The sequence below is a fragment of the Butyrivibrio sp. AE2032 genome, assembly GCF_000702965.1.
Genome location: NZ_JNLF01000004.1, coordinates 623694 through 638986, shown reverse-complemented (window position 1 = coordinate 638986; position 15293 = coordinate 623694). Strand labels below are relative to the sequence as shown.

9 protein-coding genes are annotated in these 15293 nt (G+C 49.4%); 6 read left to right on the top strand and 3 right to left on the bottom strand.

The genetic code is table 11. The features are described 5' to 3' along the window. The first annotated feature begins 90 nt into the window (after positions 1-90). The 6 genes from BO18_RS16900 (at position 91) to BO18_RS16875 (ending at position 10179) form a co-directional block, all read left to right on the top strand. Positions 91-2118, top strand: a complete 2028-nt coding sequence (locus BO18_RS16900; protein WP_034448216.1) for a DUF885 family protein — start codon at positions 91-93, stop codon at positions 2116-2118. Positions 2119-2297: 179 nt separating this feature from the next. Continuing rightward, complete coding sequence (locus tag BO18_RS16895; protein ID WP_034448215.1) at positions 2298-5603, top strand: hypothetical protein; 3306 nt, start codon at positions 2298-2300, stop codon at positions 5601-5603. A gap of 167 nt (positions 5604-5770) precedes the next feature. Then, the gene (locus BO18_RS16890; RefSeq protein WP_034448214.1) at positions 5771-6856 is read left to right on the top strand and encodes a pyridoxal-phosphate-dependent aminotransferase family protein; all 1086 of its coding nucleotides are present in this window, start codon (positions 5771-5773) and stop codon (positions 6854-6856) included. A gap of 38 nt (positions 6857-6894) precedes the next feature. Next, positions 6895-8520 carry a phosphoglycerate dehydrogenase gene (gene serA / locus BO18_RS16885; protein ID WP_034448213.1) on the top strand — a complete coding sequence of 542 codons (1626 nt, stop codon included), beginning with the start codon at positions 6895-6897 and terminating at the stop codon, positions 8518-8520. 47 nt (positions 8521-8567) lie between these two features. Next, positions 8568-9614 carry a glycoside hydrolase family 32 protein gene (locus BO18_RS16880; protein ID WP_034448211.1) on the top strand — a complete coding sequence of 349 codons (1047 nt, stop codon included), beginning with the start codon at positions 8568-8570 and terminating at the stop codon, positions 9612-9614. Next, positions 9604-10179 (top strand): pseudouridine synthase, encoded by a 576-nt coding sequence (locus BO18_RS16875; protein WP_242856585.1) that lies wholly within the window; start codon positions 9604-9606, stop codon positions 10177-10179. Before BO18_RS16880 ends, BO18_RS16875 begins: the two co-directional genes overlap by 11 nt. Here BO18_RS16875 and BO18_RS16870 read toward each other — a convergent pair whose 3' ends face one another. From BO18_RS16870 to BO18_RS16860, 3 genes are read right to left on the bottom strand one after another with little or no spacing between them, the layout of a single operon-like run. Beyond that, positions 10180-12849 (bottom strand): DUF2298 domain-containing protein, encoded by a 2670-nt coding sequence (locus BO18_RS16870; RefSeq protein ID WP_034448209.1) that lies wholly within the window; start codon positions 12847-12849, stop codon positions 10180-10182. Then, the gene (locus BO18_RS16865) at positions 12846-14006 is read right to left on the bottom strand and encodes an FAD-dependent oxidoreductase (RefSeq protein ID WP_034448208.1); all 1161 of its coding nucleotides are present in this window, start codon (positions 14004-14006) and stop codon (positions 12846-12848) included. The genes BO18_RS16870 and BO18_RS16865 overlap by 4 nt, the downstream gene beginning before the upstream one ends. Next, complete coding sequence (locus BO18_RS16860) at positions 14003-15265, bottom strand: DUF1015 domain-containing protein (RefSeq protein WP_034448206.1); 1263 nt, start codon at positions 15263-15265, stop codon at positions 14003-14005. Before BO18_RS16860 ends, BO18_RS16865 begins: the two co-directional genes overlap by 4 nt. Positions 15266-15293: the final 28 nt, after the last annotated feature.

Here is a 15293-nt window from a genome sequence, read left to right as displayed (position 1 = left end):
GCATTTTCGGTGTTTTCGTGGTATCATTCAAATCGTCTTTGAAATATAAGACAGTGAATAAGGATGTGGATAGAAGGGGTATTTTGTGAAATGAAAGATTTTAAGACTAAATTGCTTGCAGTGATCTGCTGTGCGGCTGTCGCATTATCAATGACAGCGTGCGGCGGTTCCAGACACGGTTCGTCCGGCGGAGGAAGGCGTACCGAAAGCGGGACAAAGCCTGAAGGAGGACGGGGTACAGACCCGACTTACACTTTTGAGACGGGAACTGATCCCACGTCAGATCCCACGTCCGATCCGACTGCGGATCCGACTGCGGATCCGACAACGGATCCCACTTCGGGCCCCGGAGGCTACGGCAATTACATTCCGACGTCTGACACGCTGACCTATCCGGATCATGTTGCAACATATGAAGAGGTGCATCCGTCACACTCAAGGGGCAACGTGAGCGGAACTGAAGCAGCGGAGCTTCTCTCGGACGTTGAATATACGCTGATTCATCACGATATAACGGATTATGTTGATATCGTGATCTATTTTGAGCATCCCGAGGATTTCGGATTCAGTATTGATGAAGTTTCCTGGGGAGATATCGGTTCCGTGGATCAGCTCGATGAGACCAGGGAGTTCTATCAGGGACAGCTTGACCTGCTGCTGACCATTGATTATGAGTCGCTGACAGGTGATGACAGGCTCTGCTATGACAAGATCGTATATGACCTTGAGGAGAGCATTTATTCATGCTCTTATTCCGCATTCAACTACTATACGATGCTCTTCAATTATCTTGTCGGTCCCCAGTCCGAAGTGCTTTTCATAATGGATGTCATTCAGTTTGATACGGTTAAGGATGCTGAAAATTACATCCTGCTGATGAAAGACATCGACAGATATTACGATGAGATGTGCGAATACGAGGAGACAAGAGCATCTCTGGGATTTGCGTCGTCCGACACGAGTTACGAGGAAGCTGCCAAGTCTTTCGATAATCTCGTAAAGCAAAAGGATGATTGTTTCCTTTATGAGTCTTTTGAGGAAAGGCTCGATAACATATCCGGACTGTCTTCTGCCGACAGGTCCAGACTTATCTCGGAACACGAGAAGGCGATGAAGGAAGTTGTATTTCCGGAGTTCGAAGAGTGCGCCGAGCGCATGAGGGCTCTTAAGGGTTCAGGCGGTGTCGACGCGGGTCTTTGCGAATACAGGGGCGGAGATGCTTATTACGCCATGATCACGAGGCAGATGACCAACAAAAGCACAAGTCCGGAAGCAAGCGCCGCAGCGCTTGACAGGAGCATAGATGATACTTACACGGAACTCACCGCCACTGTCTCCAAGAACATAACACTGTACTATGATTTCCTGAAACTTAAGTTAACTAAAGGCGGCATAAACGAGAATCTCGATTATTTAAGGCAGGCGGTAAAGGCGGACTTTCCGGACATACCCGCGCATGAGTATTACATCATGGATGTGCCTGAAGTGTTTGAGGAGAACTTTTCTCCCGCCGCATATCTGGGTTTCCACCTTGATGATTACAATGACAATCTCATCATCGTGAACAATTCGAATGTTGACGACAAATTCGGTACGACAGTTGCCCATGAAGCATACCCGGGGCATATGTTCCAGTCGCTCTATACCCGTTCGCACACCAATCACCCGTATATGTATCTCGGCGGGTCGATAGGTTATATGGAGGGCTGGGCGACGTATGTCGAGCACTATTCCGCCAAGTACTTTGTGGATCCGGGCAATGATGATCTTCTCACACTGGCTAAGGATAATGATGTCTTTACATTACTCGTAAGCACAAGGATCGATTACGGCATCCATCTCGAGAACTGGTCGCTACAGGAGTGTGTCGACTATCTCAACGGCTTCGGACTGAGTGTTACCGGGGATGATCTGGCACAGATCTATACACTCGTTGTCACGGATCCGGGTTATTATGCCAAGTACGGCATGGGTTATCTCTGGACGCAAAAGATAATGGATAACCTTCACAATCGTCATCCGAATGCGTCGGAAAAAGCCATACATACGGCTTATCTTGATGCGGGCACAGGTACCTTCGAACAGATCGAAGCAAAGGCGGACAGTCTCCTTAACTGATCCGTTGCCACAAAAATACACCAAAGGCCCTGAGGGAACATGCATAAAGATGCATCCCGAAGGGCCTTATTTTATTGGGTTTCCGCGAAAATTACCTTTTAATTAAATTTAATATAAATTGTTTGAGATAAATAACGTTGTGTTATAATTAACCTGAATATTTATACGGAGGACGGCTCATGGCTACCTTAACAAGGCTTGCAAGCACGCTGACTGCGCGCTATTTCCCTTCCAGTACGCTTACAGACGCATTCTATCTTGACGGAAGACTTTGCGGTAAAAGAGAGACCAGACAGGCCGATATCACTATCGACAAAGATGAGAGAGGATTCTTCTTCTCGCTCTTCACACACCCTACGATCGAAGGCTTTGAACCCGGAACTATCCCGCCTTTCGAGCCCCAGCTCCGCGGCCTTTGCAACGAGGTAAAGAACGGTCACAAAGAGATCGACGCAATGATCGAGAAGTTCCTGTCTACTGCAGTTGAAGTAGCCGGAACGACCAAACTCATGGACAATGAGACGAGAGATCCCTATTTTACGGGTGTCATCGTCAGAGATTCCGAGGCTTTTGCCGTAACCATCGGCGGCGGTCTCGCATTCCTTTACAGAGACGATACCCTGTTCCCGCTGACTGATGCAGGCATTCCGATGGAGCCCATCGATGCATACGGCAACAGAGTAGGGGACTTCCAGTATTACTGCTCTTCCAAGACAGCCAATGCTCTCTGGTCGAATTTCTTCACGCTTACCCCCGATGACTGCATCATCCTCTGCAACAAGTCGATCTACGATGCCCTGGGTCAGAGAGAGATCCTCAGGATCCTTACTGATGCCGAGGACCAGTGCGATGCTGCGGGTCTCATCCTTACACAGGCTTCCGCAAGGATGCCCAACACTCCTATGCAGATCTCGATCTCTTTCGTTGAGAGCGTTACAAAGGAAGAAAAGAGAGGCCTGTTCGGCAAAAAGAAGAAGACTAAGGATTACGAAGACGAGAGCCATGAACTCGTTGAGTCCACGGTAGAAGGCGGTGAGGTCGGTGCTGCTGCAAAGGCTATCGCAGATGCCGGTTTTGTTAGCCTTACACCCGAAGCTCCCGTCGTTGTTCCTCCCGCAGCTGCGGCACCTGCAGACGGCAGCGTCCAGTTCGGTGACAAGTCAGGTCAGCCTGAAGCACAGAAGATACCTGAAGGCGCATTGGAATTCCCTGACAGTTCGGAAGCTGTTGAAGAACTTTCGGCTGAAGATGCCATGAAGAAGATATTCGGCGAGATGAAGGAATCCGCCCAGAATGATGCTGAGGCAGCTGCAAAGGCAGAGGAAGCCGCTGTTGCCGATTCACCTTTCGTATTCAATGTTGACAGCGAACCTGCAACGCCGGTGACTCCCGCCAATCCTTTCGTAACGGGGTCCGCACCTGTCATGGAGACAGTATCGAAGACGGAGTTTTCTTTCGATACTACTGACGATTCTCCGACAAAGCCTGTTACTGATATCAATTCTCTGTTTACGGCCGGCGGCGGAGTACTCGCACAGGCTATCTCAGAAGCCAAAGATAAGGAAGCCGCAAAAGAGACGGATATCTCAGAACTTAAAGAGGAGCCCATCGTTCCCGAGATCCCTGTTGTTGCACCTGTTGTGCCCGCAGCACCTGTTGTCCCGGCGGCTCCCGTCGTACCCGCAGCTCCGGTAATCCCCGTTGTTGCAGAAACACCCGTGGTTGTTCCTCCTGCTCCCGCAGTAGTCAACAAGCCCGAGGAGATAGTTTTTGCACCCGGCGAAGTAAAGGCCGATTCAGGCGATTCAGAAGTTGCGGCAAAGGCTGAGGACGTTTTCGATCCTTACGGAAATACAAGTGCACAGGAACTCAAGAATACTCCTCCGCTCGTATTCGGAGATGACGGTCTTGCACCCAGGGAAGAACCTGTTCCTTCAGAAGAAGTTTCTTCGATTCCCGTTCCCGAGTACGAACTCAAGGAAGAAAAGCCTGAGTTGAAGGAAGAAGACAAACTCAATGTTGATTTCCCGTTCACGGCTAAACAGTCCGAGCCTGCAGTTGCGGCAGCACCCGCGGCAGCACCCGTCATTCCTCAGGAAGAACCTCTGGTTCCCGATCAGGATGACATCATGCTCCCGTTCGGCAGTCCCGCCTATGCGACCGGCGCAGAAGATGCGGCACAGACAAAGGCAGAGGACATCCCTCAGATGCCGCTTTATGATTCTGATAACTATAACAATCCTGTTAATGCAGTAGGTTCGGAGCAGAATGTATCCCAGCCTGCAGAAAATACGTCTTTCTATGGCGATTATGCCGGTGCGGAAGCACCTGTGGATGCAGGACAGGCAGTTCCTCCGTATCAGCCTTACGGTGCAGAGTCCTTCTCAACTGCAGAACAGAGCAGTTTCGGTTCATACGGCAGCCAGGCAGATATGCAGGGAGGTGCACCTATGGATAACAGCGGTTATCCCGCTTACGACAGTGGTAACAACGGATATGTTCCGGGTTATGACCAGGCTCCTCAGGGCGGCTACACAGAATATCAGGGTGCCGGATACCAGGATCCCAATGCAGGTTCTTCCTACTATCAGCCTGATGGTGCTCAGGAAGGATATACGGATTTCACTGCACAGGGCCAGAGCGGATACGGCGACGAATACGCACAGCCCCAGGCTTCCGCTTCTTCTTCCGCATCACTTGATGACGAATGGTTCAACAATATCTTAGGTGTTAATCCGGAAGGCCAGGCATACGGCGGAGAGCAGACATACGGTTATACTCCTTCGGCTGACGATTCACAGCCTGCAATGCCTGATGAACAGCAGCGTGCACAGTACACGAATCCGGGTCAGACATCTTACAGACCTTCCGGTTCCGGTCCGAATAACAACGGAAGACCTACCGGAAGCGCTCCGCGCACGGCTGCTTCCGGCGGCAGAGGCGGAAACGGCGGCGGAAAGAAGATGAAGCTCAACCGCAACGGCTACATGTTTATCGCATTCCTCGCGATACTCCTCATCTGCATCGTTATCGTTATAGCCCTTATCGCAAGAGGCTGCAGCAAGAAGACGAAGCCGACAGAGACAACTGTTGCAACGAGTTCCACCGAAATGACCACGACGGAGACAACGGCACCGTCAACACAGGCGACTTTGCCGGATCCTTCCGCTCCTATCGGTTACTTCGTATTCTCCGATGATATCGGCTTCAGAACATGGTGGGATCTGTTCCATCAGGTCTACAACTACGATATCAAGAATGAAAGGGATGAGATGATCGTTAAGATCATCACATACAACAAGCTCGATCCCGCTTCTTACACAGGTCCTAACAGCGGTGATCATCTCTTACTGCCTCCTCCGGGAGTTCTCGACGGAAGCATCCCGATCACTTGGAATGTCGGAGGCGCTACTTCTGATGAGACAACGGCTCCTGCAGAGACAACAGCCGGAGACGAGATCACGAGTTCCATCCACATCACCTGATACGAAGCTTTGAGCATCAGTTAAGACAATCAGACCGCCTGCTGTGTATTTCACCGCAGGCGGCTTGTTTTTTGGCTATTTAGTCAACTCATTTTGTAACAAAAAAGAAAAATTCAAGTATATAATGCTATTGCTCTAATAATAACGCGCGAAAAGAGGGTTTTAACATGCATAAGAAACTGTTCATACCTGGACCTATCGAGGTTTCGCAGGATGTACTGGAGAAGATGGCTACACCGATGATCGGACACAGGACTAAGGATATGTCCGCTCTTCAGCAGTCTATCTCAGAGAAACTCCAGAAGGTAATGATGACCGATAACACTATCGTTTTATCAACGTCATCAGGCAGTGGTCTTATGGAAGGTGCCGTAAGAAGCTTCACAAAGACAAGAGCAGCCGTTTTCTCTATCGGCGCTTTCGGTAAGAGATGGCACAAGATGTGCACATCCAACGGCATCGCAGCTGATCTTTTCGAATCAGAGCTTGGTCAGCCTACAACACCTGAGATGATCGAGGCAGCTCTTTCCACAGGTAAGTACGACCTTATTACGATCACACAGAACGAGACATCAACAGGTATCCACAATCCCATGGATAAGCTCGCTGAGGTCTATAAGAAATATCCCGATGTCATCGTATGCGTTGACGCAGTCTCATCCATGGCAGGCGATTATATCCCTGTAGATGAGCTCGGAATCGACGTCTGCATCACATCGACACAGAAGTGTTTGGGACTTCCTCCGGGAATGGCTATCGCTTCCGTATCGGAGAAGGCTATCAAGAAGGCTGAGACAGTAGAGAACAGAGGTCTTTACTTCGACTACCTTGAACTCGTTAAGTTCGTTAAGGAGAAGCCTTATCAGTATCCTTCAACTCCTTCCGAGTCACACATGTTCGCTCTTGATTACCAGCTCGACAAGATTCTTGCAGAGGGCATTGAGAACAGATATCAGAAGCACTGCAGACTCGCTAAGATCGCTCAGGACTGGGCAAGAGAGAATTGCGAACTCTATTCCAATCCCGAGAACCTTTCGGTTACCGTTACTTGTGTAACAAACACAACAGGCATCCCTACATCAGACCTTATCAAGGCAATGGGCGAGAAGGGTTACCTCATGAGCAACGGTTACGGTCCTTTGAAGGACAAGACCTTCAGAATCGCACACATGGGTGATCTTACAGAAGAAGAACTTAAGACATACCTTAGTGACCTTAAGGCTGCTATCGATGAGCTTAAGGCTAAAGCTTGATAATAAAAACGCATTATAAATTACGGGGGAAACAGACAATGAAGATCCTTATCACAGAGAGCATTGCAGAAGAGAGCGTTCAGTACTTGAGAGACAGAGGCTACGAAGTAGAAGAATACCTTGGCCATTCTCAGGAAGAGATCGAACAGTACATCAAGGGTTTTGATGCCATCATCGTAAGATCAGCAACAAAGATCAACGAGACGCTTTTGAATAACGCAGATTGCCTTAAGGCAGTAGGAAGAGCCGGAACAGGTATCGACAACATCGACGTTAAGGCTTGTACAGAGCACGGCGTTATCGCTCTTAACACACCTACGGCTAACAACATGGCAGCAGGCGAGCTCGCAGTAGGTCACGCATTCTCCATTTTCCGTAACCTCTGCGCAGCTAATGAAGGCGTTCATAACGGCGACTTCAGACGCGGCAACTGGGTAGGAATCGAGCTCGAGGGCAAGACAGCAGGTGTTATCGGTCTTGGCCGTATCGGATCCATCGTATCCAGAAAGCTCAAGGGCGTAGGCATGAACGTAGTTGCTTACGATCCTTATGTACCTCAGGAGAAGTTCGACAAGCTCGGAGTTACAAGATGCAAGACTCTTGATGAGCTCCTTCCCATCTGCGACCTCATCACACTTCATACACCTAAGACAAAGGAAACATACGGAATCATTTCCAAGGAGCAGCTCTATAAGTGCAAGAGAGGCGTCAGGATCGTTAACGCTGCAAGAGGCGGCCTCGTAAACGAGCAGGATCTTGCTGATGCACTGGCTGACGGCCAGGTCGCAGCAGCTGCAATCGATGTTTTCGATAAGGAACCTTCTTACAACAAGGCACCCGGCGAGCAGGAGTACGATAACGTTCTTCTCCACGCTCCCCACTGCTACATTACACCTCACCTCGGCGCTTCCACAGTTGAAGCTACAGCTAAGGTAGGTCAGGGAATCGTTGAGCTCATCGACGGCGCTCTGAAGGGCGAACTCGTTGCAGCTATCAATATGCCCCAGTTCTCCGGCAGCATCGAAGACATCAAGCCTTACTGCTCACTCGCTGAGAAGATCGGCCGTATGTATTTCCAGGCTGAAGCTACACCTATCACAAAGGTTGAAGTCAGATACAGAGGCGAACTTGCTGAGAGCTCCGGCACAGGCATCATCACACTTTCCCTCATGATGGGTCTTTTGAAGGGTATGGGCAACGATCACGTATCTTACGTTAACGCTCAGGAGTGTATGGCTGAGACAGGCATCGAAGTCGTTGAGACAAAGACAGAGTCCATCCAGAAGTACAATAACCTCATTAACGTTAAGTTCGTTACGGAAGACGGCAGAGAGCTTAAGATCAACGGTACGGTATTCGGACCTGACACAGAGGTTATCGTTTCCTTCTTCGGTTACGAGATGAACTGCCCTCTTTCTGATACGGTTCTCGCTCTCAAGAACAACGATGTTCCGGGCGTAATCGGAAGGATCGCAACAGTTCTCGGAAGCCACAACATCAACATCGCTTCCATGCATTGGGGAAGAAAGAACCAGGATGGTTCTGATAACCCGCATGCACAGGCATTCGTTGCCATCGACCAGCCTGTATCCAAGGAGATTATTGACGAGCTTTCAAAGGCTGAGGGTGTACTCAAAGTATCGCTCCTGGAGCTCGGCGAATAAAGAAGAAATAAGATAAAAAGAGATTCAGACCGCAGAGGTTTTGCCCCGTGAAGTACCACTATTCAAAAAAAGAAGGTTGGTTGGGTAATCCCTGCGGTCTTGTTTATTTCAAGAACAGATATCACTTGTTCTTTCAGGTAAATCCGGAGAGCCCCAGATATGGCCGGATGCATTGGGGACATGCCATATCGGATGATCTTATCTCATGGGAAGAATGCCCGGTTGCTTTGAGTCCCGATGAGGAACTGAGCTGTAATTCCGGTTCGGCTGTCGTTCATGACGGAAAGATATGGCTGTTCTATACGTCACTGTCTTTTGATTATACGGAGACTGTTTGCGCCGCTTATTCCGAGGACGGCATGAGCTTTACCAGATGTTCTCAAAACCCGGTGGCTGTAATGCCTGCCGGCGGAACAAAATTCAGGGATCCGTTTGTCATGAGATACGGGAAAGGTTTCCTGATGCTTACAGGGGCATGCGTTGAAGGTGTTGCGAAGGTCCTGATGTTTGAGTCTGACAATCTTATCAACTGGAGATACAAAGGCGAGTTTTTATCCGACAGCCGTTTCGGAAGTGTAATTGAAGCTCCGCAGCTCATTGAAGCGGACGGCAGGTGGGTGTTTATAATCCAGAGTGAAAAACATCTTCCGACAAAGGTGCTCTTTGCAACGGGGGATCTTAACGGTGACGGATTTGTTTTCGATGATGAGAAAGATCCCTTTAAACCCGTGGAGATAGGAAACGATCTGCTCAATCCCGTAACCTTTACGGACAGGGAAGGCGCTGCAGTACTGATGGCTTGGATGTTTTCGACGAAGATGAACTCGTCGGCGGTAAGCATTCCGAGAGAGATCACCGTTAACCGTAACGGCGGAATATGCATGATCCCTTATGGCGAACTGAGGAACAGGACTGTCAGGGAAAGCAGTTTTGTGAGCTTCGGTGCCGGAAGACTCAGAGTGCATTTCGAGGGAAGGACGCTGTTTGACAAAGCTTACAGGGAATGTCCGGAAATAAACGTAATAGAGGATGTCGGAACCGTGGAAGTCTTCCTTGACGGAGGACGGGAGACGGTGTCCGTTTTTGTCTGCTGATATGACCAGGATACTTGCAAAGGGAAAAGGATATCAGATCCTTTATAAAGAGAGAGGGGAGGACAGCGAGAAGATCGCACCTGCCGGATTGTCGGTGCTCTCAAGACTTGATGTTCCGGTCCCCGGTATCATCGCGGCAGCGGATTCGGGTAAAAGGATCAGGATCCTTAATAAGCGTTACTACCTTGTCTGCCAGGGCAGATTCGAAGAAGAAGAGGGAGTGATGGAAGACCTTCTTTTCCATGATTCGAGGAGCAACAGGACTTTTCCCGTAAAGAGGATGAGAAAGGGTGTTAAGGAAGCCCGGCTGACCTACAGGATACTTGCATACAATGAAGAGAAAGATCTGTCCTACGCTTCTGTTGTTCTCGATACCGGACGGACGCATCAGATAAGGACGCAGTTCGCCTCAAGAAAGCATCCGCTGGCCGGGGACGGAAAATACGGGAGCAGGATAAAGTGCCCCGTGGCTTTAGTCATGGCTGAACTGACATACGATGAGGGTGAAGGAACAGAGCCCGTCACGGTAACCGCCGATCCCCTGGAGGAACTTCCCGAAGTCTGATCAATACGTGGCAGCGGGATTTACCTTGAAGACCGTAAGGTCATCGTACTGGTATACTATCTCTCCGAGCTGATAGAACATGTAAGAATTGTCGTAACCGTATTTGAAACGCTCAATTCCGCCCATTACGATATACTCGATATGATATTTGTCGATTATTCCCTGTATCTCGGATTCGTTTCCGCTCAGGTAGAGGACATCGATATCATTGTGTCTCGGCGAGATATAGATCTTCCATACGTCCTTATCAGGATCTGATACGAGGGTGTCAGTCTCTTTATCAACGATGCCGTGGAATCTCCAGAGCCACTCGTGAGTCTGCCAGCCGAATACGGTGGGAAGACCTGTATAAGCGGATACGATGCAGCTGTCGGTGTAGCTGTCACCGTATGCTTCGCAGATGACGGGACTGCCTTCTACGGATGTGTTAAACCAGTTTATGCATTCCGTATACGGAGTAAGGTTGCCGGGGTTTCTCTCGCTTACGAGACTGCTCGTATAATTGCTGAGATATGCGGTGCCGTCTATGGTCTTGTAGTTTTCGCGCTTTAACTCGCCCGAACGCTGCTTCAGTGAAGCCATCGTGTAGTGTGCGGGAACGAGCATCATGACCGCAAACAGGATGGCGAATGTGAAGAACGCCATGGAATATCTGCCCTTTTTGGTCACATACCAAAGCAGTCTTACGACTGAGTAGACCATTGTTGTGGACAGGATTATGAATGCGGCGAAAGCGAACTTGAACATGGTGTTCGACCTCAGATAACCGCCGGTGTAGATGTCTCTTACATAGAAGATCTCGGGAGCTGCAAGGAGCATCAGGCCTACGATCGTCATTCCGCATACAAAGACATCGATCAGGTTGCGCTGACCGAAGAATTTCTGTACGGGATTCGTGAATGAATACTCGGAGCCGATGATCTCGGCATCGCCGTTGTTCGACTTGTTCTTTGCTTTAGCGGACTTTGTCTGTGACGTATATCTGTAATTCTTTGTCAAAGCCACGACGGCAACGAAAAAGACGCTTATGATAACGTGGGTTCCGTACAGTATGAAGAGCTGATACAGGGAAGAGCGATTCTTAACCTTACCGAGCGTGTTGGATATCATGTCGAAATTGATGTTGAACGGAAGCGCAGTAAGCGTGGCGACCGTGAATAGGAAGCTCATCTGGCATGAAGTCCTGGGAAGTGCCGACGGACCTGTAACACAGAAAAGGAAAGAAGCGATCAGGAGCACGAGCTCGAGTGCGAAGAGCACGGGCGGATTGCTGCCTTCAGAGAGGTAAATAAGGAGTATGCCTCCGACATTTGCCGCAAAGATAATTGCACCCAAAGGCGTAGCGAACTTTGGAGATCTTATCGTGTTCGCAACGAAGAAACCCATTGAACAGAATATGAAATATATAAGGAAATCCCAGTAGTTCGTCATCTGGGCGCAGCCGAGAAGAACGGCGCAGAGGATGAGGTGCGGAGTAAGCGTGGACTTCATCTCTGTGAAGAGCCGTCCGTTTGAAGTGTTGAGGTTGTCGATGGAATGAACGGTTGCTATATCTTCGGCTGAAGGAAGCGTTACCGCGCTTAGCATAGAAAGGATGACCGCCGATATGAGCAGTACGATCATCATTGAAATGACGTGAGCGTGAAGGTCACCGACGAGATAAGAATAAAACGGGAATTCCTCTATCGTAAAATCTCCGCCGTTGGTCGTAACCTCCGGATTCCAGCCGATGTATCTCGTGCTGTCGGGATAGAAGAACGAATCCGTCCTTCCTACGTTAATGCCGAGGCTGCTGAAGAATTCCAAAAGCCCGTTGCCGATGCTCTTTTCGTCATAGTAGAAGGAATGTGAATTGCCCCAGAGTGAGACCGCGCAACCCGTGAGGAGTCCGGCTACATATTTTACGATCTTGTTTTCCATGAATCCTTTTTTTGAAGCCGCTTCGATGAGATATTTTCCGATCGAGAAACTCATGCCGAAAGGGATCGCGGTGGCAGAGCACATCGAGAGCGTATAGCCTGTTCCGGAGGGAATGCCGGTTGCCTTTATGACAACAGCCCAGATGTACTGACCGAAATAATAGTAGTTGATATTCTTGCCTGACAGCCACATATCGCTTGCAGGGAGCTTGTCGTTCCTCAGCATCGACATTATGAAGCCGTAATCCATGAATTTTTCCTGGCCGTTGATGTCAGGGAGAAATCCCTTGAAGAAGCACATAAGGAAGAAGATGACCAGGAATGCCGTCTCTTCTATAACTACGGCTTCAACGAAGCCTTTGCTGTCGAGCTTCTTTATGAGAGCCTGTCTAAGTGACTTCGGCAAATAACAGCAGGCAGCAACGATAACTGCAGATATTACGATGCAGACGACGTTTATTCTGAAGAGCTTGAGATGCGTCATCGTCCATAAGATAAGACATGTAAAGATAAGTCCCATCGGCTGGGATAAGAAGAAACCGCCGGATGAGAAATTCTCCCAGAGTTTTGCGGCAAGAGGCAGTGTGACGACTCCCATGAGGAGAAGAAATACCGCCCACCAGATGCAGATGGAGGTGTCGCTGCTTCCCATCGTTGACATGCCGAGCACGGAAGCGACCGCGAAAGGTATCAGCAACAGGAAGAAACGGTATGGTGAAGACGCAAAGTCGGTTGCATTGTTTTGGCTCATGAAAGAACTCCTTCGATAGAACTGGGATTCTTGACCGGACTGTCCTGTATTGTAAGTTCTGTGACCGGTGCGGGATTTGAAGTTCTCGTGATCATTTCCTCATATGACCTGATTATCTCTGAACTGATCTTACCCGCAAGTCCGACGACGGAATCCATGTGATTCTCGGGAGTATCCTTCGTCGCGTATTTGGTGAGACCGGTCGAGCATACATAAAGGTTCTCGCATGGATTTGTGAGGTCTATCTCAGGATACTGCAAAGTCAGGGCGTATCTGGTCTTGGTCAGACGCCAGGACTTTACGTCGGATTTACGCAAAGAAGGATATAACTTGCGCAGCCCTGCGAAATATTTGAGCATTATCTCCGCATCCGAACTGATCCAGAGAGGATCGGTTATGGAACAGGAACCTACGAGATATACGACCGCACCGCCGTAACCGCGCTCTCCGAAAGCGCTGGAGTGGTTGATTATGGAACGGAACGGAAGTCCGTAGTCTTCTGCGGGAACCTGATAGAACATCTGGGAAATCTCGTGCTTCATTACCATCATCGCAGTGATCTTTGCACTGTAGGTGACATTCATGAGAATATCCCTGTCATCCATCGCGATGGGAAGACCATGGCTTACGTTAATGAATGTTCTGCATGAACCCGTAAAGATGACATATGCGCTGTCGATCACCATGCGTGTGGAATTTGAGAGTATGCAGCTGGTGCGGTACATTCCGCTTCCAAGCCTGGCGATCTCTGCAACGGTGGTCGAAAAATAGATCTTTCCGCCGTGGTCTGTGATAGCCTGCATAAGGCTCGAGACGAGACATACGAAGCCGACGTCATAGTATCCGACCTTGCGGTGGGATGCTTTTCCTGACCATGTGGAATCGTACCAGGTGATCTTATCGTCGACTCCCATTTCCTTGGAAAGCGCGAGCAGTGATTTGTCGCTCTTCCTGAGGTGGTGAGGGAGGAGTTCCAGGTATTCTCTGCCGATCCTGGTATATGCCAGAAGACCGCCCGGTGATGCAAGCTCTTCTACTACGGTTACGTTAAAACCGGCTTTGGCCAGCTTCATGCCGCATGTAAGACCTGATAATCCGGATCCTATTATACATACCGTCTTATTTTCATTTATATTCTCATTATCAGCATTTATCATTCGATGATCTTAGCCTCAAGGTAGAATCTTTTTTCAAAAGCCTCGCCCATGGAGAATGTCTTGCGGGGGAAGACGCCTTCCTTCTCGACCGTGCCGAAGAAAGTGCTCTTGCTAATGGCAGGAACGAGAATGCCGGTGTTGCCCGAAGTGGCAAGTTTCCTTACGGAATCCTCGCCGTGGATATAATCGCATTCAAGACCCAGAGCGTCGATCATCATCTGGACCGAGCCGATGGCAAGAGAATGCGGAGGGTTTGCAAGTGAGATGACGACATCTTCAGCGCCTTCCGTGACTACGGTAAAGCTCTGTTTTCCGTCGACTGCGGGACCGAAGCTTAAGCCGCAGTCCTTGAAGTATTCCTTTGCCTTGCCGATGAACTCATCTGCGGATGTATTGAATACGACTCTGTGGATGGGCTCGAAATCAAGGCCCTTGTCGTGAATGTTTACTATTTCTGCAAGAGCAAATCTTGCGGGATGATCCTTCCTCTGCTCTTCGGTAAGACACTGTCTTACGTTCTCCCAGTGAGCTTTTGCTGAAGCCAGTGAGTGATTGCCGTCGCCTACCAGGAAAAGGAGTCCGTCGCTGTTGGCGGATTTGAGCTTAGAAAGTCCGTCTATAATGGCTTCGGCAACAGGTGATCCGTCAGGGATGAATGTTCCCGTGATGTGACCGGAATCGAGCATGAGGTCGGTATCATACAAAGGCTCAATGCCTTCTGCCTTTGCCATCTCGAAGGCTTTTTCTATGGTGATGCCTTCAGGATCATCGATGAGTATCATTATGTGGGGAAGCTCAACAGGGGAGTTGGCCCTTATCCTGATCCTCGGAGGGATCCTGGAAAGAACGGTTCCCTCTGTAGCCCTGCATATGTTCTTATTGCCCGGTTCAAAGCTATAGCCCTCGAGATCAATGGCGGCCATGAGACCTTTTCTCGAAGGATGGAGTGAAGTGGATCTGTCGGTCAGGATGAAGCCTGTTCCGAGTCCTGTCAGGATACCTTCGCTTAAGTATCTGCGTGCTGTCTGAGCTATCGAAGCGAGTTTTTCAGTCTCGACCTCTGTTCCCAGATATACCTCGGGCAGTACGAGATTTAATGCTGAAGGAGCATCGCCTGCTTCCGTTGAACATTTCTCCCAATATTCAGGTTCTGACGTGTATTGGTCGCAGGCAATGACTGCCCATTTTTCCAGATCTGTACCCTGCTGCGGAATAAGTATGTCCGGCACCGCAAAACCGAGACCATTGATGACTCTCAATTCTCATTACCCCTTGTCTGACGATTAA